Origin of the sequence: Pseudofrankia coriaricola (genome assembly GCF_032027725.1) — a bacterium.
Classification (GTDB): domain Bacteria; phylum Actinomycetota; class Actinomycetes; order Frankiales; family Frankiaceae; genus Pseudofrankia.
Window position 1 is genome coordinate 38999 of the sequence record NZ_JASNFO010000002.1, and the last position, 18009, is coordinate 57007.

Consider the following 18009-nt stretch of genomic DNA (forward strand, 5'->3'; position numbering starts at 1 on the left):
ACCACACCGGCTAAGCATGGCCCTGCCGGGGAATGGGCGAGTCGAGCACCAGGCGCGAGACAGGCGAGACCACTCACGTTCCGTTCACCTGGCGCTCGCGGACCGCTCGCCGAGCGGTCGTCGTCCGCTCCTCGGTGGTCCCGCGTCCGAGGGACGTGCGGGCGCGGTTCGGGTGTCGGTGCCCGGTCACCGGACCCGGCTCGATGGCGGATGCGGGCAGAGCGGCAGGCAGGATGGACAACTGGACGGCCGGCCGTCAACCGGTAGTGCCCGCGGCGTCCAGGCGGCCGCCCGGACGCCGGGCGCGGCGAGCGGCCACGATGGCATGGGCACAAGACTCGACAGGGCAGGAAGCGCGTGGCAGGGACCAGGAGCAGCAAGGAGGGGACCGTGAGCCGGATCGTCATCCTCGGCGGGGGGCCCGGCGGGTATGAGGCGGCTCTGGTCGCGGCATCGCTGGGCGCAACCGTCACGCTGGTCGACTCGGACGGGGTCGGCGGTGCCTGCGTACTCACGGACTGCGTGCCGTCCAAGACCCTGATCGCCACGTCGGAGACCATGACGTCCGTCGCGGCGGCACCAGCACTCGGGCTCTCCCGCAGGGGAATGCCGACTCCTCGGCCCGCCAGCTGGGAGGGCGAGGGGCCGCACCTCACCCCGCCCGAGGTGCTCACGTTCGAGGCGAAGCGCGTCAACAGCCGGGTGATCGAGCTGGCGCAGGCGCAGTCACGTGACATCGAGACCCGGCTCAAGCGCGAGAAGGTGGACGTCATCCGCGCGAAGGGCCGGATCGTCGGGCCTACGGCGGTCGAGACGGACACCGGTGACAGCTTCATCGGCGACGTGGTGCTCATCGCCACCGGCGCGACCCCGCGCATCCTGCCGACGGCAGAGCCCGACGGCGAGCGGATCCTGACCTGGCAGCAGCTCTACGAGCTCCCGGAGATTCCCGAGCACCTCATCGTGATCGGTTCCGGCGTCACCGGCGCCGAGTTCGCCAGCGCCTACCGGGCGCTCGGCTCGGCGGTGACGCTGGTCTCGTCCCGGGAGCGGGTGCTGCCCGGCGAGGACCCGGACGCCGCCATGGTCATCGAGGACGTGTTCCGCCGCCGCGGCATCGAGGTGCTGAACCGCTCCCGGGCCGCCTCCGTCCGCAGGATCGGCGACGGCGTGCTCGTCGAGCTGACCGACGGACGGACGGTGACCGGTTCGCACGCGCTGATGGCGGTCGGATCGGTACCGCGCACCAAGACCATCGGGCTGACCGAGGTCGGGGTCCGGCTCGGCTCCGGCGGGCATGTGGTGGTCGACCGGATGTCACGGACCTCGGTGCCCGGGGTGTACGCGGCGGGCGACTGTACCGGCGTCCTGCCACTGGCCTCCGTCGCCGCGATGCAGGGCCGGATCGCCATGCGGCACGCGCTCGGCGAGGCGGTGACGCCGCTGCGGCTGGGCACCGTGTCGTCGAACATCTTCACCGATCCGGAGATCGCCACCGTCGGCGTCACCCAGCGCATGAAGGACTCGGGCACGATCGCCGCCGAGGTCGTCACGCTGCCGCTGGCCCGCAACCCGCGGGCGAAGATGCTCGGCATCGCCGACGGGTTCGTGAAGCTGTTCTGCCGGCCGGGCAGCGGCAGCGTGCTCGGCGGGGTCGTGGTCGCCCCGCGGGCCTCCGAGCTGATCCTGTCGATCTCGCTCGCCGTCTCCAACGGCCTGACCGCCGAGCAGTTGGCGAACACCTTCTCGATCTACCCGTCGCTGTCCGGCTCGATCACCGAGGTCGCCCGGATGATGCGCTCCGAGGACCTGTTCGCGGCGTTCGACGACACCCTGTGAGGCCGTCCCGCGGCAGACGCTTCGCGCCCCAGACCTCCCAGCAGACCTCCCAGATCGCTCCGCGATCCGGCAGGGACCCCGGCTTCGCGATCCGGCTGGGACGCCGGCCGGCCGCCTCGCCACCGGCCCGCGCCAGTAGGCCGCGCCCGCGGAGACCTTCATCCATGATCTGGTGGGATTTTGGGGCCTGGGCGCCGAAGATTCCACCGGATCATGGCAGGCACCAGTCCGTTCAGACCCGGCGGTAAGACCGGCGGTCAGGCCTGGCAAGCCGAGGTGGCCGGCGCGACCAAGACGGCCGGGACGGCTTCGCGTACTAGGCGACCACGGAACCCGGCTACCGTGCCAGCACGTAGGGGTCCCCGTGGATTCGATCCGCCCCAACGGATAATCCACGGGGCTATGCCTAGCTCCCCAACACCGACCCCTGAATCCGGGTGAAGGCCTCTACGGCGGCGCCGGCCAGGAGGCGGACGCCGACGCCGATCGCGCGCTCGTCGACGGCGTAGTCGCCCTGGTGCAGGTCGTAGGTCGGGCCGCCGGGAGTGCGGGTGCCAAGCCTGGCCAGGGCACCGGGAACGTAGGTGAGGTACCAGCCGAAGTCCTCGCCGCCGAGCGACTGGGCGACGGTCGTCGCGGCGTCGTGCCCGAACGTCTCGGACACGGCGGCGTCGAGGACGTCGACCATGTCCGCGGTGTTCACGACCGGCGGCACGCCCCGGCGGTAGTCGACGACGATGTCCGCGCCGAACGGCGCGGCGATCTGGTGGGCGAGCTCCTCGACCAGCTCGGGGGCCGTCTCCCAGGTGTCGCGGGACAGGGTGCGCACGGTGCCGCGCAGCTGCCCGGCACGCGGGATGGCGTTCGCCACCGAGCCGGCCTGCACCTGGCCCCAGACCAGCGCGAACCCGGACCGTGGGTCGATCCGCCGGTTCAGCGCCGCCGGCAGCTGGGTGATCAGCGCTCCCATGGCATAGACGAGGTCGACGGTGTTCTGCGGGCGGGAGGTGTGGCCGCCGGGGCCGGCCAGCATGATCTCGACGAGGTCGGCGGCCGACGTGATCGGGCCGGGCCGCAGGCCGACGGTGCCGACGTCGAGGGCCGGGTCGCAGTGCACGGTGAGCGCCGCGTCGACCGGTTTGAGGACGCCCGCGTCGATGACCTCCAGGGCGCCGCCCGGCATCGTCTCCTCGGCCGGCTGGAACACCAGCCGCACGGTGCCCGCCAGTGGGTGGGTCCGGGCGTACTCGGCGAGCGCTAGGCCCGCCCCGAGCACCACGGTCGTGTGGACGTCGTGCCCGCAGGCGTGGCAGACACCGGGGACGGTGGACGCGTAGGGGACGTCCTTGGCGTCCTGCAGCGGCAGCGCGTCCATGTCGGCACGCAGCATCACGACCGGGCCTTCGCCCGGGGTCCCGCCCGGATCGGGGCCGATCCGGGAGGCCCGGCTCGCGTCGCCCGGGCCGCCGGTGGCGATGTCGCACCAGATGCCCGGGATGTCGGTAAGCCGCTGGGGGACCAGGCCCGCCGCGGTCAGCCGCTCGGTGATCCGCTCGGCCGTGCGGTGCTCCTGGCGGCCAAGCTCGGGATGCATGTGCAGGTCGCGGCGGAAGGCGATGAGCTCGTCCTCGTGCCGGGCGAACCAGTCCCGGACGAATCCGGTGACGTCCGCGGCGCCCTCGCCCCGCGCGCGCGCCTGCCAGGCTGCCTGCACGGTTCTCGCCGTCGAATCGGCGGGCTCCGCGTCCCCCGACGGTGCGTCAGCCGACATCGCGTCGGCCGGCGCCATCGGCATCGCACTCACGTTGTCCGACATCCCGAAAAAGACCTTCCCCCGGCTGCACCGGCTTGTCCGTTGAACAAACACCGGCGCACTCGCCAGGAACTGCCCGAAGGTCAGCCAGCCGACCTGTCCAGCTGTAGGGGACGGCCGGTGTTCATCTCCTCTAGCAGAGTATCGACGACCCGGCTAAGGTCGCCGCCGGCCCGCCGGGCGACGGCGCGTTGCCGCTGGTAGCTCGCCCCGGTCGCCATGATTTCCGGCACGGCCTCAAGCTCGGCGGCGCAGCCGAGGCGGCGGGCGACCGGCAGCAGGTCGTCGACCAGGTCGGTCAGCTCCGCCCGGACCGGACGGGTGGTGCCGCGGTCGTCCACCAGGATCTCCGCGTCCAGCCCATAACGGGCGGCCCGCCACTTGTTCTCCTGGACGACCCAGCGACGCGGCACTGGGAGCGTGTAGCCACGGTCGAGCTGGTTGTTCATCCGGTCGACGAGGCACTGGGCGAGCGCGGCGACCGCACCCACCTCCTGCAGTGTCGGCAGTCCGTCACAGATCCGCAGCTCGACGGTGCCGAAGTTCGGGTGCGGGCGGATGTCCCACCACACCTCGCGGATCGTTTCGATCGTTCCGGAGGCGACGAGAGTCTCCATGAACCGCTCGAACTGCGACCAGTCCGCCAGCTGGTAGGGCAGCCCGGCCGTCGGCAGGCTCTCGAAGACCTTCGACCGGCTGGAGGCAAGACCGGTGTCCCGCCCGAGCCAATATGGCGACGACGCCGACAGCGCCAGGAAGTGCGGGATGTAGCTCATGAGCGCGTTGACGATCGGGAACGCCTTCTCCTTCGATCGAACACCGACGTGGACGTGCACGCCGAAGATCAGCAGCCGGCGTGACAGCCACTGCATCTGGTCGACGAGTCGGTAGTAGCGCTCGTTCGAGCTGATTTCCTGCGCGGTGTACTCGCTAATCGGATGCGTGCCGCTGCACATCAACCCGATACCGCGTCTTTCCGCCAGGCCGCGCACCACGTCGATGGTCCCGGTCAGGTCGGCGAGCGCCTGCGGCACCGAATCGCAGACACCCGTAATGACCTCGATCGTCGACTCGAAGAGCTCGTGCTTGGCCTTGGCCGCGTCCTCCTCGCCGACCTTGGCCGCGAGCTCCTCGAGGATCTCGGTCGAGGCGCCGCGTAGCTGGCGGGTCCGGAGATCGACCAGTTCCAGCTCCCACTCGATGCCAAGGCTGGTGCGCGGCGACGACGAGAAGGGAATGTGCACCCTGCCTCCTCCTGTGTCAGCGGTCGGCGTGGGAACCGAGACGACGCGATCACGCGATCACGCGGGTCGCTGCGCGTCCGGGATCTCCTAACGACGTGGGGGCTTCAGGACAGGTAGGCGGTCATGGCGCGTCGGTGGCATCACGCCGCGACGGGAGAGCTGTGCCCGGTGGGGGCCTCGTCGAGGCGATGCCCCCACCGCGGGCCACGCACCCCTGATGACCTGCTGACGCGGGTCATCAGGGACCCCTGCGGACGCGCCGACGGACAGACGAGGTCGGTCCGGCCGGCCCGGCTGCCGGCGAATTACCCGCTTGACCCGTCGATATGCACAACAGCGGTCAGACATCACCCCCGATGAGGTAACGGTAAGTCGCCCCAGCCTCGTTTCGGGACTAATTCACCGAAACAGGCCGTGCGCACCCCGGCGCGGAGCGTCCGGCAGGCATCCCAGGGCCACTGCCAAGCCGCGATGTGGGTGTGACGTTGTACTGGCGATCCGTTCGTGCAGCCCATCCATCGCTGGTGACGGCGCATCAGCGCAGCGCCAACGCAACCACCTCGGCGCCCCGAACCAGGCCAACCACCGCCATATGCCTCAGCCCCGAATCACGCGGAGAGGGCGCTCAGCGCCCGACAGGCGGGCGCGGAGCGTCCGCCACAGGCGGGCGCGGAGCGTCCACCACACGGACGCCCAGCTCGCGCAGCTGGCGCTCGTCCACCGAGGTCGGGGCGCCGGTCATCGGGTCGAGACCGGACTGCGTCTTGGGGAACGCGATGACCTCGCGGATGTTGTCCTCACCGGCGAGGATCGCCACCAGCCGGTCGATGCCGAAGGCGAAGCCGCCGTGCGGCGGGGCGCCGTACCCGAACGGGGTCAGGAAGAACCCGAACCGGGCGTTCGCCTCCTCCGGAGTGATCCCCAACAGGCCGAAGATCCGCTGCTGCAGGTCCGGCTCGTGGATCCGGATCGAGCCGGAGCCGAGCTCCCAGCCGTTGAGGACCAGGTCGTAGGCGCGGCTGCGGACCTCCAGCGGGTCGCTCTCCATCTTGTCGACGTCGTCCGGGTGCGGCCGGGTGAACGGGTGGTGCCCCGGCTTGGGCCGCCCTGTCTCCTTGTCGATGCCGACGAACAGCGGGAAGTCGACCACCCAGACGTAGCGGAAGCCGCCCTCGCCGGCCGGCGGGCGCCCCAGCTGGTTGCGCAGCTGGCCGAGCACCTCGCAGGCCGTCATCCACTCGTCGGCGACGAGCAGCAACAGGTCGCCCTCGGCCGCCTCGGTCCCCGCGACGATCCCGGCCAGCTCCTCGGGCGAGAGGAACTTCGCCACCGGCGACTCCAGCGCGCCGCCGGCGCCGACCCGCATCCAGACCAGGCCCTTGGCCCCGAGCTTCTTCGCCGTGTCGGTCAGGGTGTCCAGCGCCTTGCGGTTGTGCGTCGCCGACCCGCCCGGCACCCGGATGCCCTTCACGGCGCCGGCGCCCGCGAACGCCTTGAAGCCGCTGCCGGCGAAGACGGAGGTGAGCTCGACCAGCTCCATGCCGAACCGCAGGTCCGGCTTGTCGACGCCGTAGCGGTCCATCGCCTCGTGCCAGGTCATCGTCACGACCGGGGGCACCGGGACGCGGGCGGCCGCCTCGGTCGCGGCCAGCACGGCCGCGGTGACGACGTCGAGCACGTCCTGCTGGTCGACGAAGCTCATCTCCAGGTCGAGCTGGGTGAACTCGTACTGCCGGTCGGCGCGCAGGTCCTCGTCGCGCAGGCAGCGGGCGAACTGGAAGTAGCGGTCCATCCCGCCGACCATCAGCAGCTGCTTGAACAGCTGCGGCGACTGCGGCAGCGCGTAGAAGCTCCCCGGGAACTGCCGGGAGGGGACGATGAACTCGCGCGCGCCCTCCGGCGTCGACGGCATCAGCAGCGGCGTCTCGACCTCGGCGAACCCCAGCGGGGCGAGCGCCGCGCGGATCGCCGACAGCGCCGCCGAGCGGATCCGCAGGTTGCGCTGCATCCGCTCGCGGCGCAGGTCCAGGTAGCGGTAGGCGAGCCGGGTCGACTCGTCGACGTTGTCCGCCCGGTCGTCCAGCGGGAACGGCGGCGGCTTCGCGACCGAGAGCACCTCGACCTTGCAGTCACGCAGCTCGACCCCACCGGTCGCGAGCTGCGGGTTGACGGTGCCCTCTGGCCGTTCCGTGACCGTGCCGGTGATCTTCAGCACGTACTCCGACCGCACGTCGACCGTGCCGTCGACGACGCACTGCACGACGCCCGAGTAGTCCCGCAGGTCCAGGAACTGCAGCGACTGCCCATGCTGGCGCCGGTGGGCCACCCATCCGCACACCGTCACGGTCTCCCCGGCATCAGCCAGCCGAAGGTCCCCGCACCGATGCGTACGCATCGCGGTCTGCCGCACCCGCGGCGTCCCCGGCTCGCCGTGCCCGTCTGCCGTCACCATCGCCCTGCCGTCCTGTCCACCGTCGATCTACGGACATACCAAATGCACCGCGGCCGCCCTCGGACATTCCTGCCAGCCGTCACGCGAGGCTCGGTTCCGCATATGGACTCGTCGGCCGACTGCCGCTATCCAGACAGGCGGCCCACCACTATCTAGATAGTCATGACCCTACCGGCCGGCCGGCGCACCGCAGTTGGCCACACGCGCCGCGCACCGACGACCGGAGTTCGCCAGGTGGCTAGCGTCTGAGCGCCTTGATGAACCGGGCAGCCTCGGAGCGGATCTTCGCGGGGACGCGCAGGACCTGGGGGCCGGCGGGGGTGGTGAGCTGGACGCGGATCACGTCGCCGTGCTTGACGCCCTGGGCGGCGATCACTTCGCGGCGGTCCCAGACGATGTCGAACCAGTCCCCCTCACGTGGGAACGGCGCGACGACGAGCAGCCGGCGGCTGGTCAGCAGGATCCAGCGGGACATGCCGAGCCGGTGGCCGATGAACCGCTCGGCCTTGGCGGTGATCCGGCCGCCGCCGGCCGGGTCGGTGAGCCGGCCGCGCAGCACCACCTCGGTGAACTCCCCAGGCTCCAGGGGCACGTCGGGTGGGAGTGAGCGACGCGGGATGGCCACGTCGCCAGTCTGCTCCCCCCTGGCCGGCACGTGCTGTCCCCGCTGTCCGCGTGGCGGGCGCCCCCGCTGTCCGCGTGGCGGGCGCGTCAGGGTCGGTCAGCGGCGGCACCACCTGGGCGGTCCACAGGGGCCCGCGAACGGTAGCGAACGTTCACCGGTTGGCCCAGGTCAGGACCGTCCGCCGTCAGGCAGGTCTACAAGCCTGTCGAGGAGGAGTACGGGGACGGGCTGGGGGACCCAGAACGGCTGAACGCGAGCCATACCGGACCGAAAGGAACTGCGATGCCGCAGCTGCCCAACATTCCCGCCATGAGCCGACGAGATCTCCTCCGGGGTGGCGTCGTCCTGACCGCGGCCGGGGCGGCCGCGGGCACGGGTGTGCTGTCGAGCGCGCCGGCCTGGGCCGGCGGGACGAACCTCGGTGGCCTGCCGTCGTTCACCTCCGGTGTGCAGTCGGCGGACGTGACCACGAGGAGCGGGGCCATCTGGGCACGCGCCGACCGGGCCGCCCAGATGATCGTCGAAGTGTCCACCTCGGCGGACTTCCGGCACGCCCGGCGCGCCGGCGTCAAGAAACTGACGAGCGCCACCGACTTCACCGGCATGGTCGAGGTCAACGGCCTTCCATCCGGCAGTGAGGTCTACTACCGGGTGCTGCTCGCGTCGGCCGACGATCCGTCCCGCGTCGGCGAGACGACGGTCGGCAGGCTGCGCACGGCCCCCGACAAGCCGCGCGACGTCTCCTTCGTGTGGTCCGGCGACATGTGCGGCCAGGGCTGGGGTATCAACCCCCACCTCGGCGGCATGACGATCTACGAGACGATGCGCGGGCTCCGGCCGGACTTCGGGCTCTGGTCGGGCGACACCATCTACGCCGACGGCCCGCTCAAGGAAACCGTCCCGCTCGCCGACGGCAGCACCTGGTACAACGTCGTCGCGCCGGGCAAGGAGAAGGTCTGCGAGACGCTGGACGAGTTCCGCGGCGCCTTCCGCTACAACCTGCTGGACGCGAACTTCAAGGCCTTCAACCAGGAGATCTCCTGGTTGTACCAGTGGGACGACCACGAGACCCACAACAACTGGTACCCGGGCCAGATCCTCACCGACGCGAACTACACCGAGAAGCGGGTCGATGTTCTGTCCGCGCGCGCTCGGCAGGCATTCGGCGAGTACGCCCCGATCTCGGGCGCCTCGCCCGACCGGGCCGGCCGGATCTACCGGAAGATCTCCTACGGCCCGTTGCTCGACGTGTTCCTGCTCGACATGCGCAGCCACAAGAACCCGAACAACGTCGGCCAGAACGACCCTGCCGGCGCCGCGATCCTCGGCAAGGAGCAGACCGACTGGCTGATCAGGGAGCTCGGGCGCAGCAGAGCCACCTGGAAAATCATCGCCAACGACCTGCCGCTCGGCATCGTCGTCCCCGACGGCGCCGCCATCGAGGGCGTCGCGCAGGGCGACAACGGCGTCCCGCTCGGCCGCGAGGTCGAGTTCGCCCGCATCCTTTCGTCGATCAAGCACAACAAGGTGCGCAACACCGTGTTGCTGACCGCCGACGTGCACTACACGGCGGCCCTGCACTACACGCCGGACCGCGCCGCGTTCAAGGATTTCGACCCGTTCTGGGAGTTCGTCGCCGGGCCTGCCAACGCCGGGACCTTCGGGCCCAACGGCACAGACGGGACGTTCGGGCCGGAGATCGTGTTCCAGAAGGTGCCGCCGGCCGGTCAGTCGAACCTGCCGCCGTCGGCCGGGTACCAGTTCTTCGGGCGTGTCGCGATCGACGGCTGGTCGCGGGCGCTTACCGTCGAGCTGCGGGACGCTGCCGGCACCGTCCTCTGGTCGAACCAGCTGCCGGCCGCCAGATAGCCGCTCCTGACGGGGTGTCGTGGCGCGTCACGCGGTACCGCCCAACGCGCCACGGCGCCGCGTATCGCCCTGACTCCTGGTGGCGGCGGCAACGAGGCCGCCGCCACCAGGTACTTACCTGCCCGTGCTCTCCGCCGAGGCTCGCCACGGCAATCCGCGACGCCTGGCCGGCCAAGCGGTCCCGTCCACGGCCTCTGAAGGTCGATCCGTGGCAGCTGGGCCTGCCTATTGGCAGGGCCAGCTGACACGCTTCACCGATCGCCTTCGGATGTGTGTCAGATGACCATGTCTATAGACAGGCTGAGACACCACAGTTCGGCCGTCAGGTAAGACCTCGGCGGGGCGGTGCCTCGGGGTGCGGTCGGTCGGACCCAGGGGATCAGTCCAGCCGCCCTTGACCGGCCGTCAGCGGCCATTTCAGCGGTGTCCCCAGCGTCACCCTCTGTGTTTTACATAACGCCTATGGCCTGAGGCGACCTGTCGCGCCAGTAGACGGCGTCGCCTGCGCGGCCGCGGTCACGCCGTACAGTCGGGCCCGTGACGCAGCTTGCCGGCAATGCTGACCATTCGGCCTCCGAGGGCGCGAGCAGGAACATCCCCGCACCTTCATCAGCCGGGACGGCAACGGCCAGACCCGACGCCACCGCCTCCGCCGCCCGCCTCGCCGCGGCCACCGGGGCCGACCGGCACGACGTGGCGGTGGTGCTCGGGTCGGGCTGGAAGCCCGCCGCCGACACCCTCGCGGCCAAGGGCCGGGTGCTCGCCGAGGTGCCGTTCACCGAGCTTGGTGGCTTCCCGGAGACGACCGTGCCGGGGCACGGCGCCGCTGTCCGCTCCGTCGAGGTGAACGGCCGCCGGTTGCTGCTGTTCCTCGGCCGGGTGCACGCCTACGAGGGCCACGACCTCGCCCACGTCGTCCACGGCGTGCGCACGGCCTGCGCGGCGGGTGTCGGCACGGTGGTGCTCACCAACGCGGCCGGCGGCCTGCGCGCCGACATGCACGTCGGCCAGCCGGTGCTCGTCAGCGATCACCTGAACCTGACCGGCCGCTCGCCGCTCGTCGGCCCGGCGTTCACCGACCTCACCGACGCCTACGCGCCCCGGCTGCGGTCACTCGCCCGTGAGGTCGAACCGACGCTCGCCGAGGGGGTGTACGCCGCGCTTCCCGGCCCGCACTTCGAAACCCCGGCCGAGATCCGGATGCTGCGCACGCTGGGCGCCGACCTCGTCGGCATGTCGACCGTGCACGAGACGATCGCCGCCCGCAACGCCGGCGCCGAGGTTCTCGCGATCTCCCTGGTTACCAACCTCGCCGCCGGCATGACCGGCGAACCGCTCGACCACCTCGAGGTCCTCGCCGCCGGCGAGGCCGCGGCCACCCGCATGGGCGCCCTCCTCGCCGAGGTCGTCTCCCGCCTCTAGCGATCAGTGCCGGCCTGGCCGGGCCACGTGTGGCGATGGAAGGTCACCGGCGGCCGGCGGCGCGGGAGGCCGCCGGTGATCTGGTGGAATCCTCGGAGTTCTGCCCCGAAAATCCCACCGGATCATGAGCCGGCCCATGATCCGGTGGGATTGTCTGCGCCGTCCCGATCAACTCTCACGAGGTCTTCTCGGGCCGCCGCCGCGTCGTCGGGTCGTCGGACCGGGCGAGTCGTCACAGGGTTTTGATCAGGCCGCCGTCGATGGTGATGTCGGCGCCGGTGACGTTGCCGGCGCGCTCGCCGGCGAGCAGGACGACCAGATCGGCGACCTCGTCGGGCCGGCTGAACCTGCCCGTCGCCGCGTCGGCCGCCGCCCCGGCAGCCACGTCCTTCGCCGCGACACCGTTCTTGCGCCCGATGCGCGCGGCGACCCCGTCGGAACCGAGCCACAGGTCAGTGGCCACCGGGCCGGGGCTGACGGTGTTGACCCTGATCCCGTGGGCGGCGACCTCCTTGGACAGGGACTTCGAGAAGTTCGTGAGCGCGCCCTTCGCCGCGCTGTAGTCGATCACCGCCGGGTCGGGCAGGAAGGCGTTGACCGAGCTGACCGTCACGATCGAGCCGCGCCCGGCGGCGAGCATGTGCGGCAGCACCGCGCGGGTCATCCGGACCGCCGCCATCAGGTTCAGGTTGATCGAGTCGAGCCACTGCTCGTCTGTGACGGCGAGGAACCCGTCGAGCCGCGGCGGCGCCCCGCCGACGTTGTTGACGAGAACGTCGATCCGCCCGCCGGCCCGCTCGGCCACCTCGGCCGCGCGCGCGACCAGCTCCGCCGGGCCCTTCGGGCCGGCGAGGTCCACCAGCACCGACTCGGCCTGGCCGCCCGCCACCAGCTCGTCAAGCTGCGCGGACGACGCCCGCGACCCCGCCACGACCATCGCGCCCTCGGCCACCAGTGCCCGCGCCACGGCGAGGCCGATCCCGCGGCTCGCGCCGGTGACGACGGCGGTTCTGCCCCGCAGTCCCATGTCCACGATGTCTCCCCTGACGCTGCGTCGATACGTTCTGGCACGCGGATCCGCGCGTGGGGGCACCGTAGGCTCGCGGAAGCGGCCAGGCCATCGGTCAGCCGACTGTCCGGACGACCGTCGCGACCGCCCGGCGGACCCAGCCGGCAGCATGGGGACCGTGGAGAACAGCGCGGCACGTTCGGAGCCCGGTTCCCTGCCCGAGTCGCTGATCGCGGCGGCGCGGGCTTGGCTCGCCGGCGACCCTGACCCGGCGGACCGCGCCGAGATCGAGGCACTGCTGTGGGCGGCGGCGGCCGACACCCATGCCGACGCCGCGGCGGGTGCGGACGAGGCCGGCCGGAACGGGGCCTCGGCGACGGTTCGGGCAGAGCTCGCGGACCGGTTCGCCGGGCCCCTGCGGTTCGGGACGGCTGGGCTGCGCGGCCCGCTGCGCGCCGGTCCCAACGGGATGAACACCGCCGTCGTCCGCCGCGCCGCCGCCGGCCTCGCCGCCTGGCTCGCGGGGAGCGCGGGCCGGGCCGACGAGCCGGCGCTTTCGCGTGGTGGCACGCGCGAGGGGGCCGACGGCTCGGCGGCCGGGCCGAGGACCGTGGTCATCGGGTTCGACGCGCGCCACCGCAGCGACGCGTTCGCGGTGGACAGTGCGCGGGTGTTCGCGGGCGCGGGACTGCGGGCGCTGCTCCTGCCGGGGCCGCTGCCGACGCCGGTGCTCGCGTTCGCCGTCCGCCATCTCGACGCGGACGCCGGCGTCATGGTCACCGCCAGCCACAACCCGGCGACCGACAACGGCTACAAGGTCTATCTCGGCGCTCCGCCCGGCGACCCAGGCCGCGGCGCCCAGCTCGTCTCGCCCGCGGACGGGCAGATCGAGGCCGCGATCGCCGCCGCCCCGCCCGCCGCGGCGGTCCCGCTCGCGGACACCTGGACCCGGCTCGACGACGGGATCGTGGCCGCCTACGTCACCGCCGCGGCGGCCACGCTGGCGGAGGTGACGCCGACGCTCCCACCGAGCCGGGCGGGCGCGGCCGCCGCGGGCCTCCGGATCGCCTACACCCCCCTGCACGGGGTCGGGCACGACGTTCTCCGGCGGGTGTTCGCGGCGGCCGGCCTGCCCGAGCCGGCCGCCGTCGCCGAACAGGCCGAGCCCGATCCGGACTTCCCGACGGCCCGGTTCCCGAACCCCGAGGAGCCGGGCGCGATGGATCACGTGCTCGCGCTGGGCCGGCGCATCGGGGCGGACGTCGTCCTCGCCCACGACCCGGACGCGGACCGCCTGGCCGTGGCCGTCGGCCGGGATCCAAGGGTTCTCACGGGTGACGAGCTTGGCCTGCTGCTCGCCGACGAGATGCTGCGCCACAGCCCAGGCCCGCTCGCGGCCACCGTCGTCAGCTCCACGGCGCCGCGGATGCTCGCGGCCCGCCGAGGCGTCCCCTACACCGAGACTCTCACCGGCTTCAAATGGATCATGCGGGCGGACCCTGGCCTGGTCTTCGGCTACGAGGAAGCTCTCGGCTACGCCGTCCGCCCCGATCTGGTCCGTGACAAGGACGGCATCACCGCCGCCGTCGCCGTCGCGCGCATGGCCGCCGCCGAGCGCGCCCGCGGCCGCACTCTGCTCGACCGCCTCGACGACCTCGCCCACGAGCTGGGCGTCGTCGCCACCACCCAGGTCTCGATCCCCATGCCCGGCCTCGCCGCGAGCACCGCGCTCCTGCGCCGCTTCCGCGAGTCCCCGCCTAGCCAGGTCGCGGGCCTGCCCGTCCTGGCCGTCCGCGACCTGCTGGCTCCGGTGCGGGACGGCCTGCCCACGTCCGACGTCCTGGTCCTCAGCCTCGCCGACGGCGCGCGCGCCGTCCTGCGTCCCAGCGGCACCGAGCCCAAGATCAAGATCTACCTCGAGACCACCGAGCGGGTCGGTAGCGAGCCGGGGAGCCTCGCCGACGCGCGCACCGCGGCCGCCGCCCACCTCGCCCGCCTGACCGCCTGGGCCCGGACACTGCTAGACACAACCGTCAAGAGCCCCCGTTCTGGTGAGGCGCCAACGCAACCTAGCCACCACTAGCGACAGCGCATTGGCGCACCGCCAACGCGACCCAGCTTTGGACCCCGCCCCACGCCAGCCCCGGCCGTACACCTCAGCCCCGGAACCAGGCCGGGAGGGCGCCCTGGCGCCCGACAGGCGCCGCGGGACGGCGATCGCGCAAGCGATCTTCCGGCCCAGCGGCGCCCTAGGCGGCCGACGGGGTCAGACGGAGAGTGACGGTGCGGTTGCGCGCACGGTCGGCCGGCGTGTTCGGGTGGAGGGGGACGGCGCTGCCGGCGGCGGAGACGGTGACCTGGGCTGGGGACAGGCCGGCGCCGGTGAGCACCGTGGCGGCCGCCGCCGCGCGGGCCTGGCTGAGGGCGGTGTTGTCGGCGTAGAGGCCGCCCGGCGGAACCGGCAGATCGTCGCTGTGGCCGACAATCTCAACCGCCACTCCGGGGATGCCGGCAATCCGGGCGCCGACCCCGGCGAGCGCCGCGGCGCCGTCCGGGCTCAGGGTCGCGCCGCCCGTGAAGAGCTGCCCGTTGAAGAGCAGGACGACCTGGCCGCCGGCCCTGGTCACCGTCACCTCGGGGCCGGCGACCCGGGCGGCGAGCGTCTGGAGCGGCGAGGCCGCCGCCGGCCCCGCGGACGGTGCCGCCGACGCGGCGGCCGTCTCCGCTGACGTCCCGGGACCGGTCGACGCTGTGCCGGGGCCGGCCGACGCGGGCATGGCTGTCGGCACCACACCCACCATCGTGATGGTGTCCGGGCCGCTCTCCGTCGCGTCGGTGACCGCCCAGCCGGTCACCGCCCCGGCGCCGAGCAGCGCGACGGCCGCGAGCACGGCGATGGCGGCCCGGCCACGGGTCGTGACGTGCCGGCCTTCCAGGGCCGCGATCCTGCGCAACCCGGCGACGGCCTCGGCCTCGTGCCCGCCGAGCTCGGCGGCGCGCCGCCAGTGCTCGGCGGCGGCGGCGAGCCGGCCCTGCTGGGCGTGGATCCGGGCCAGCAGGTCGTGCTCGGGCGCGGTGTGGGCACGCCGGGCGCCAAGATCGTCGAGCACGGCCAGGGCCCGCGTGTGCTGGCCCGCGCGGGCGAGGTCGGTGGCCCGGGCGACGGCGGCCTCGTCGACGAGCGCCGCGAACGGGTCCGCTCCATCGGGTATGTCGGCCTTATCGCCGGAAGTGGCCGAACGGGTCATCGGAGCCCTCCGTCCTGGGCAGCAGGTCGATGAGCTGACGGACGACGTTGCGCAGCCGGTCCAGGTTGCCGCTCTCCAGAGCCCGCTCGCCGTCCTCGAACAGCCGGGTTGCCAGGGCCTGGTCGCGCATGCTGCCGCGGTGCTCCTTGAGGGCCTCGAACCGGGCCACGTCGAGGCCGCCCGTCTTCTTGTTGAACAGCACCATGAGGAAGCCGCGCAGCTCATCGGTCCGGGTGCGCAGCAGCTCGACGTCGCTGGAACCCATCGCGGCGCGCAGGTCGGAGACGAGCAGCTCATAGCGACGCCGGTCGCCGCGGTCGGCGAACTCCTCGACGACCCGGGGAGCCTGGGCCAGCAGTTCCTCGGCGTCGCGCGTCGCCCGCGGCCAGGCGAGGGCCCGCTCCACCTGGTCGAGCCGCGCCTGCAGGTCCAGGAGCCGCTTCGCGGCGGTGCCCGCCGCGTCCGCGTCGCCGTTGCTGTACGCGGCCAGGTCGTCCTCGAGCTGCTCCGCGACGCGCTCGTTGTCGAGCTCCGCCAGCCGGGCCAACGACTCGGCGTCGTCCGCCTGCCGGGCGGCGTCCTCCAGCTCGCGGCGGCGGACCTGCTCGGCGCGCACCGCGCCCCGCAGCTCACCCGCGTTCGGCGCGGACTCGGCGCGCAGGTCGAGCTGGGTCTCGAACTCCTCGTCGAGAAGCGGCACGTAGGCCCTGGTCGCGACGATGCGGGAGGCGTCGATCTCGATCGTCACCTCGACCTCGGTGTTGACCGGGAGGTCACGGCGCACCTGGCTGGCCAGGATCTCCAGGTCGCCGACGTGGCGGTTGCGGTCGGCCCGGTCGTACTCGCCCTCCAGGACAGGAATGCGCAGGAGCCCCCCGGACTGGCCCCGGCTCAGCGCCACCGTCGTACGCAGCACGTCACTGCCGCGGCCCGGGATCCGGGAGCCCTTCGTGAGCAGCCACACCACCTTGTTCCCCTCCAGGGCGATGCCCACGGAGTGGGTCAGCGCCGCCTCCGGCGCGACGGTGCCGATGGTGTAGGGCAGGCTGTCCGGCTCGACCTGCTGGGAGCGCCCCGTGGAGTCCTCCAGGAGGATGGCGAACTCGTTGCGCACCCCGGGCGCCGCCGACAGCGCGGTGATGAACCCGCCGGCCGCCGACAGCGGGATCTTGCCGCTGCGCCACGGCGGGCGCGCCGCGGCATTGGCGAACTCGATCGTGAAGCCGGCCAGGCTCGCGCCGGCCGGGCCGCGGACGATGCCGCCGACCTGTGGCTCCGGGTCGGCGCCGATCGGGCTGTACTCCAGCTCGACCGTGTAGGCGCCGGCGACGGCCGGCGCGGGAACGGCGGCGTCGAGCCGCTGGGTCCCCGCGAAGATCGCCGCGCCGCGCGCGACGACCGTCATCGGGTCCTGGGTGATGTCGACCGAGATGCCCAGTCCTTCGGAGACCCGTTCGCGCAGGTAGGGCATGAGGGTCGGGCCGCCGACGAGCAGCACCCGGTCGATGTCGCGGGGCGCGAGTTTCGCGTCCCGCAGCGCCTTCTGGCAGATGTTGACCGCCCGGGCGGCGAAGGGGTCGGTGAGCCGCTCCACCTCGTCGCGGCGCAGGTCGTGGACGAACTCGACCGGCTGCCCCCGGTCGTCTACGCACAGGGGCGGGTCGTCCAGCTCGACGGTCGCGGCCGCGGCCGTCGACAGCGTGATCTTCGCTTCCTCGGCGGCACGCTTGAGCCGGGCGATGGCCGCCGCCCAGCGTGGGTTTCCACGGGCGAAGCCGGTCAGCGGGTGCTGGGCCAGCAGGGGCGGAATCAGCAGCTGCTCGACGATCGCCCAGTCGATCAGCTTGCCGCCGAGGAAGTTGTCGCCCTCGTGGTTGACGATGTCGAACTCGCCGTCACGGACGTGCACCACGGCGGCGTCGAACGTGCCACCGCCGAAGTCGAAGACCAGCCGGTAGATGTTGTCCTCGTCGCGCTGGAAGCCATAGGCGAGGGCGGCGGCGGTGGGCTCCTGCAGCAGCGGCGCGTGGGCAAGGCCGGCGTCCCGCGCGGCGCGGCGAGTCGCGTCGCACTGGTTGAGGTCGAACGCCGCCGGGACGGTGATGACGGCCGCCTGGATGTCCTCGCCCGTCCGAGCCTGCGCGTCGGCCTTCAGCCGGCGCAGCACCTCCGCGGACAGCGACTCCGGGGTCATCGTCAGCTGGCCGTCGCGGAATCGTTTCTCCGAGCCGCGCTGGCCCATCTGGAGCTTGAACTCGGCGGCGGTGTTGTCGACGTCGTGCTCGACGCGTTCCCGGGCGCGGTCGCCGACGTGGATGCGGCCATGCCGGTCCACGTAGACGGCCGACGGTGTGGTGTCACGCTGGGCCGCGTTCTTGATGATCTGAGCCTCGGTGCCGACGAGCATCGCGATCGCGCTGTTCGTAGTGCCGAGGTCGATCCCGAAGTCCACGGTTGACCGTGCCATCAGGTCCTCTCCTGCTGATCC

Annotated in this window: 11 protein-coding genes; 4 read left to right on the forward strand and 7 right to left on the reverse strand. The window is 72.4% G+C overall.

The features are described from left to right. Positions 1-390 precede the first annotated feature (390 nt). On the forward strand, positions 391-1839 hold the full coding sequence (locus QOZ89_RS02310) for an NAD(P)H-quinone dehydrogenase (RefSeq protein ID WP_071052720.1): 1449 nt from the start codon (positions 391-393) through the stop codon (positions 1837-1839). Between the two features lie 406 nt (positions 1840-2245). Here the strand turns inward: QOZ89_RS02310 and QOZ89_RS02315 are convergent, their stop codons facing one another. The 4 genes from QOZ89_RS02315 to QOZ89_RS02330 form a co-directional block, all read right to left on the reverse strand. Further along, the gene (locus QOZ89_RS02315; protein WP_397428661.1) at positions 2246-3655 is read right to left on the reverse strand and encodes an amidohydrolase; all 1410 of its coding nucleotides are present in this window, start codon (positions 3653-3655) and stop codon (positions 2246-2248) included. An 80-nt stretch (positions 3656-3735) separates the two neighbouring features. Continuing rightward, complete coding sequence (locus QOZ89_RS02320; RefSeq protein WP_071052721.1) at positions 3736-4896, reverse strand: glutamate--cysteine ligase; 1161 nt, start codon at positions 4894-4896, stop codon at positions 3736-3738. A 625-nt stretch (positions 4897-5521) separates the two neighbouring features. Continuing rightward, entirely contained in the window at positions 5522-7348 is a 1827-nt protein-coding gene (gene aspS, locus QOZ89_RS02325) for an aspartate--tRNA ligase (RefSeq protein WP_312622867.1), read from the reverse strand. Between the two features lie 238 nt (positions 7349-7586). Then, positions 7587-8003 (reverse strand): hypothetical protein, encoded by a 417-nt coding sequence (locus QOZ89_RS02330; RefSeq protein WP_312622868.1) that lies wholly within the window; start codon positions 8001-8003, stop codon positions 7587-7589. Positions 8004-8255: 252 nt separating this feature from the next. Here QOZ89_RS02330 and QOZ89_RS02335 point away from each other — a divergent pair, with 252 nt between their 5' ends. Further along, positions 8256-9842, forward strand: a complete 1587-nt coding sequence (locus tag QOZ89_RS02335; RefSeq protein ID WP_071052724.1) for an alkaline phosphatase D family protein — start codon at positions 8256-8258, stop codon at positions 9840-9842. Positions 9843-10436: 594 nt separating this feature from the next. Further along, positions 10437-11264, forward strand: coding sequence for a purine-nucleoside phosphorylase (locus QOZ89_RS02340; protein WP_071052758.1), 828 nt, complete (start codon positions 10437-10439; stop codon positions 11262-11264). 232 nt (positions 11265-11496) lie between these two features. On the opposite strand, the gene QOZ89_RS02345 is transcribed toward QOZ89_RS02340, so the two are convergent. After that, positions 11497-12291: an SDR family NAD(P)-dependent oxidoreductase gene (locus QOZ89_RS02345; protein WP_241842247.1), complete on the reverse strand. Its 795-nt coding sequence runs from the start codon at positions 12289-12291 to the stop codon at positions 11497-11499. Between the two features lie 151 nt (positions 12292-12442). Here QOZ89_RS02345 and QOZ89_RS02350 point away from each other — a divergent pair, with 151 nt between their 5' ends. Beyond that, positions 12443-14356, forward strand: a complete 1914-nt coding sequence (locus QOZ89_RS02350) for a phospho-sugar mutase (protein ID WP_071052726.1) — start codon at positions 12443-12445, stop codon at positions 14354-14356. A gap of 166 nt (positions 14357-14522) precedes the next feature. On the opposite strand, the gene QOZ89_RS02355 is transcribed toward QOZ89_RS02350, so the two are convergent. Together QOZ89_RS02355 and QOZ89_RS02360 are read right to left on the reverse strand one after the other, a co-directional pair. After that, positions 14523-15521 carry an OmpA family protein gene (locus tag QOZ89_RS02355; RefSeq protein WP_071052727.1) on the reverse strand — a complete coding sequence of 333 codons (999 nt, stop codon included), beginning with the start codon at positions 15519-15521 and terminating at the stop codon, positions 14523-14525. Then, on the reverse strand, positions 15493-17988 hold the full coding sequence (locus QOZ89_RS02360) for an Hsp70 family protein (RefSeq protein ID WP_071052728.1): 2496 nt from the start codon (positions 17986-17988) through the stop codon (positions 15493-15495). Before QOZ89_RS02360 ends, QOZ89_RS02355 begins: the two co-directional genes overlap by 29 nt. Positions 17989-18009 lie beyond the last annotated feature (21 nt).

Bases quoted from the DNA above. Each gene is read 5' to 3' on its own strand.
- QOZ89_RS02315 (WP_397428661.1), bottom strand. From the start codon at position 3,655: ATGTCGGACAACGTGAGTGCGATGCCGATGGCGCCGGCCGACGCGATG.
- aspS (WP_312622867.1), bottom strand. From the start codon at position 7,348: ATGGTGACGGCAGACGGGCACGGCGAGCCGGGGACGCCGCGGGTGCGG.
- QOZ89_RS02335 (WP_071052724.1), top strand. From the start codon at position 8,256: ATGCCGCAGCTGCCCAACATTCCCGCCATGAGCCGACGAGATCTCCTC.
- QOZ89_RS02345 (WP_241842247.1), bottom strand. From the start codon at position 12,291: ATGGGACTGCGGGGCAGAACCGCCGTCGTCACCGGCGCGAGCCGCGGG.
- QOZ89_RS02350 (WP_071052726.1), top strand. From the start codon at position 12,443: ATGGGGACCGTGGAGAACAGCGCGGCACGTTCGGAGCCCGGTTCCCTG.
- QOZ89_RS02355 (WP_071052727.1), bottom strand. From the start codon at position 15,521: ATGACCCGTTCGGCCACTTCCGGCGATAAGGCCGACATACCCGATGGA.
- QOZ89_RS02360 (WP_071052728.1), bottom strand. From the start codon at position 17,988: ATGGCACGGTCAACCGTGGACTTCGGGATCGACCTCGGCACTACGAAC.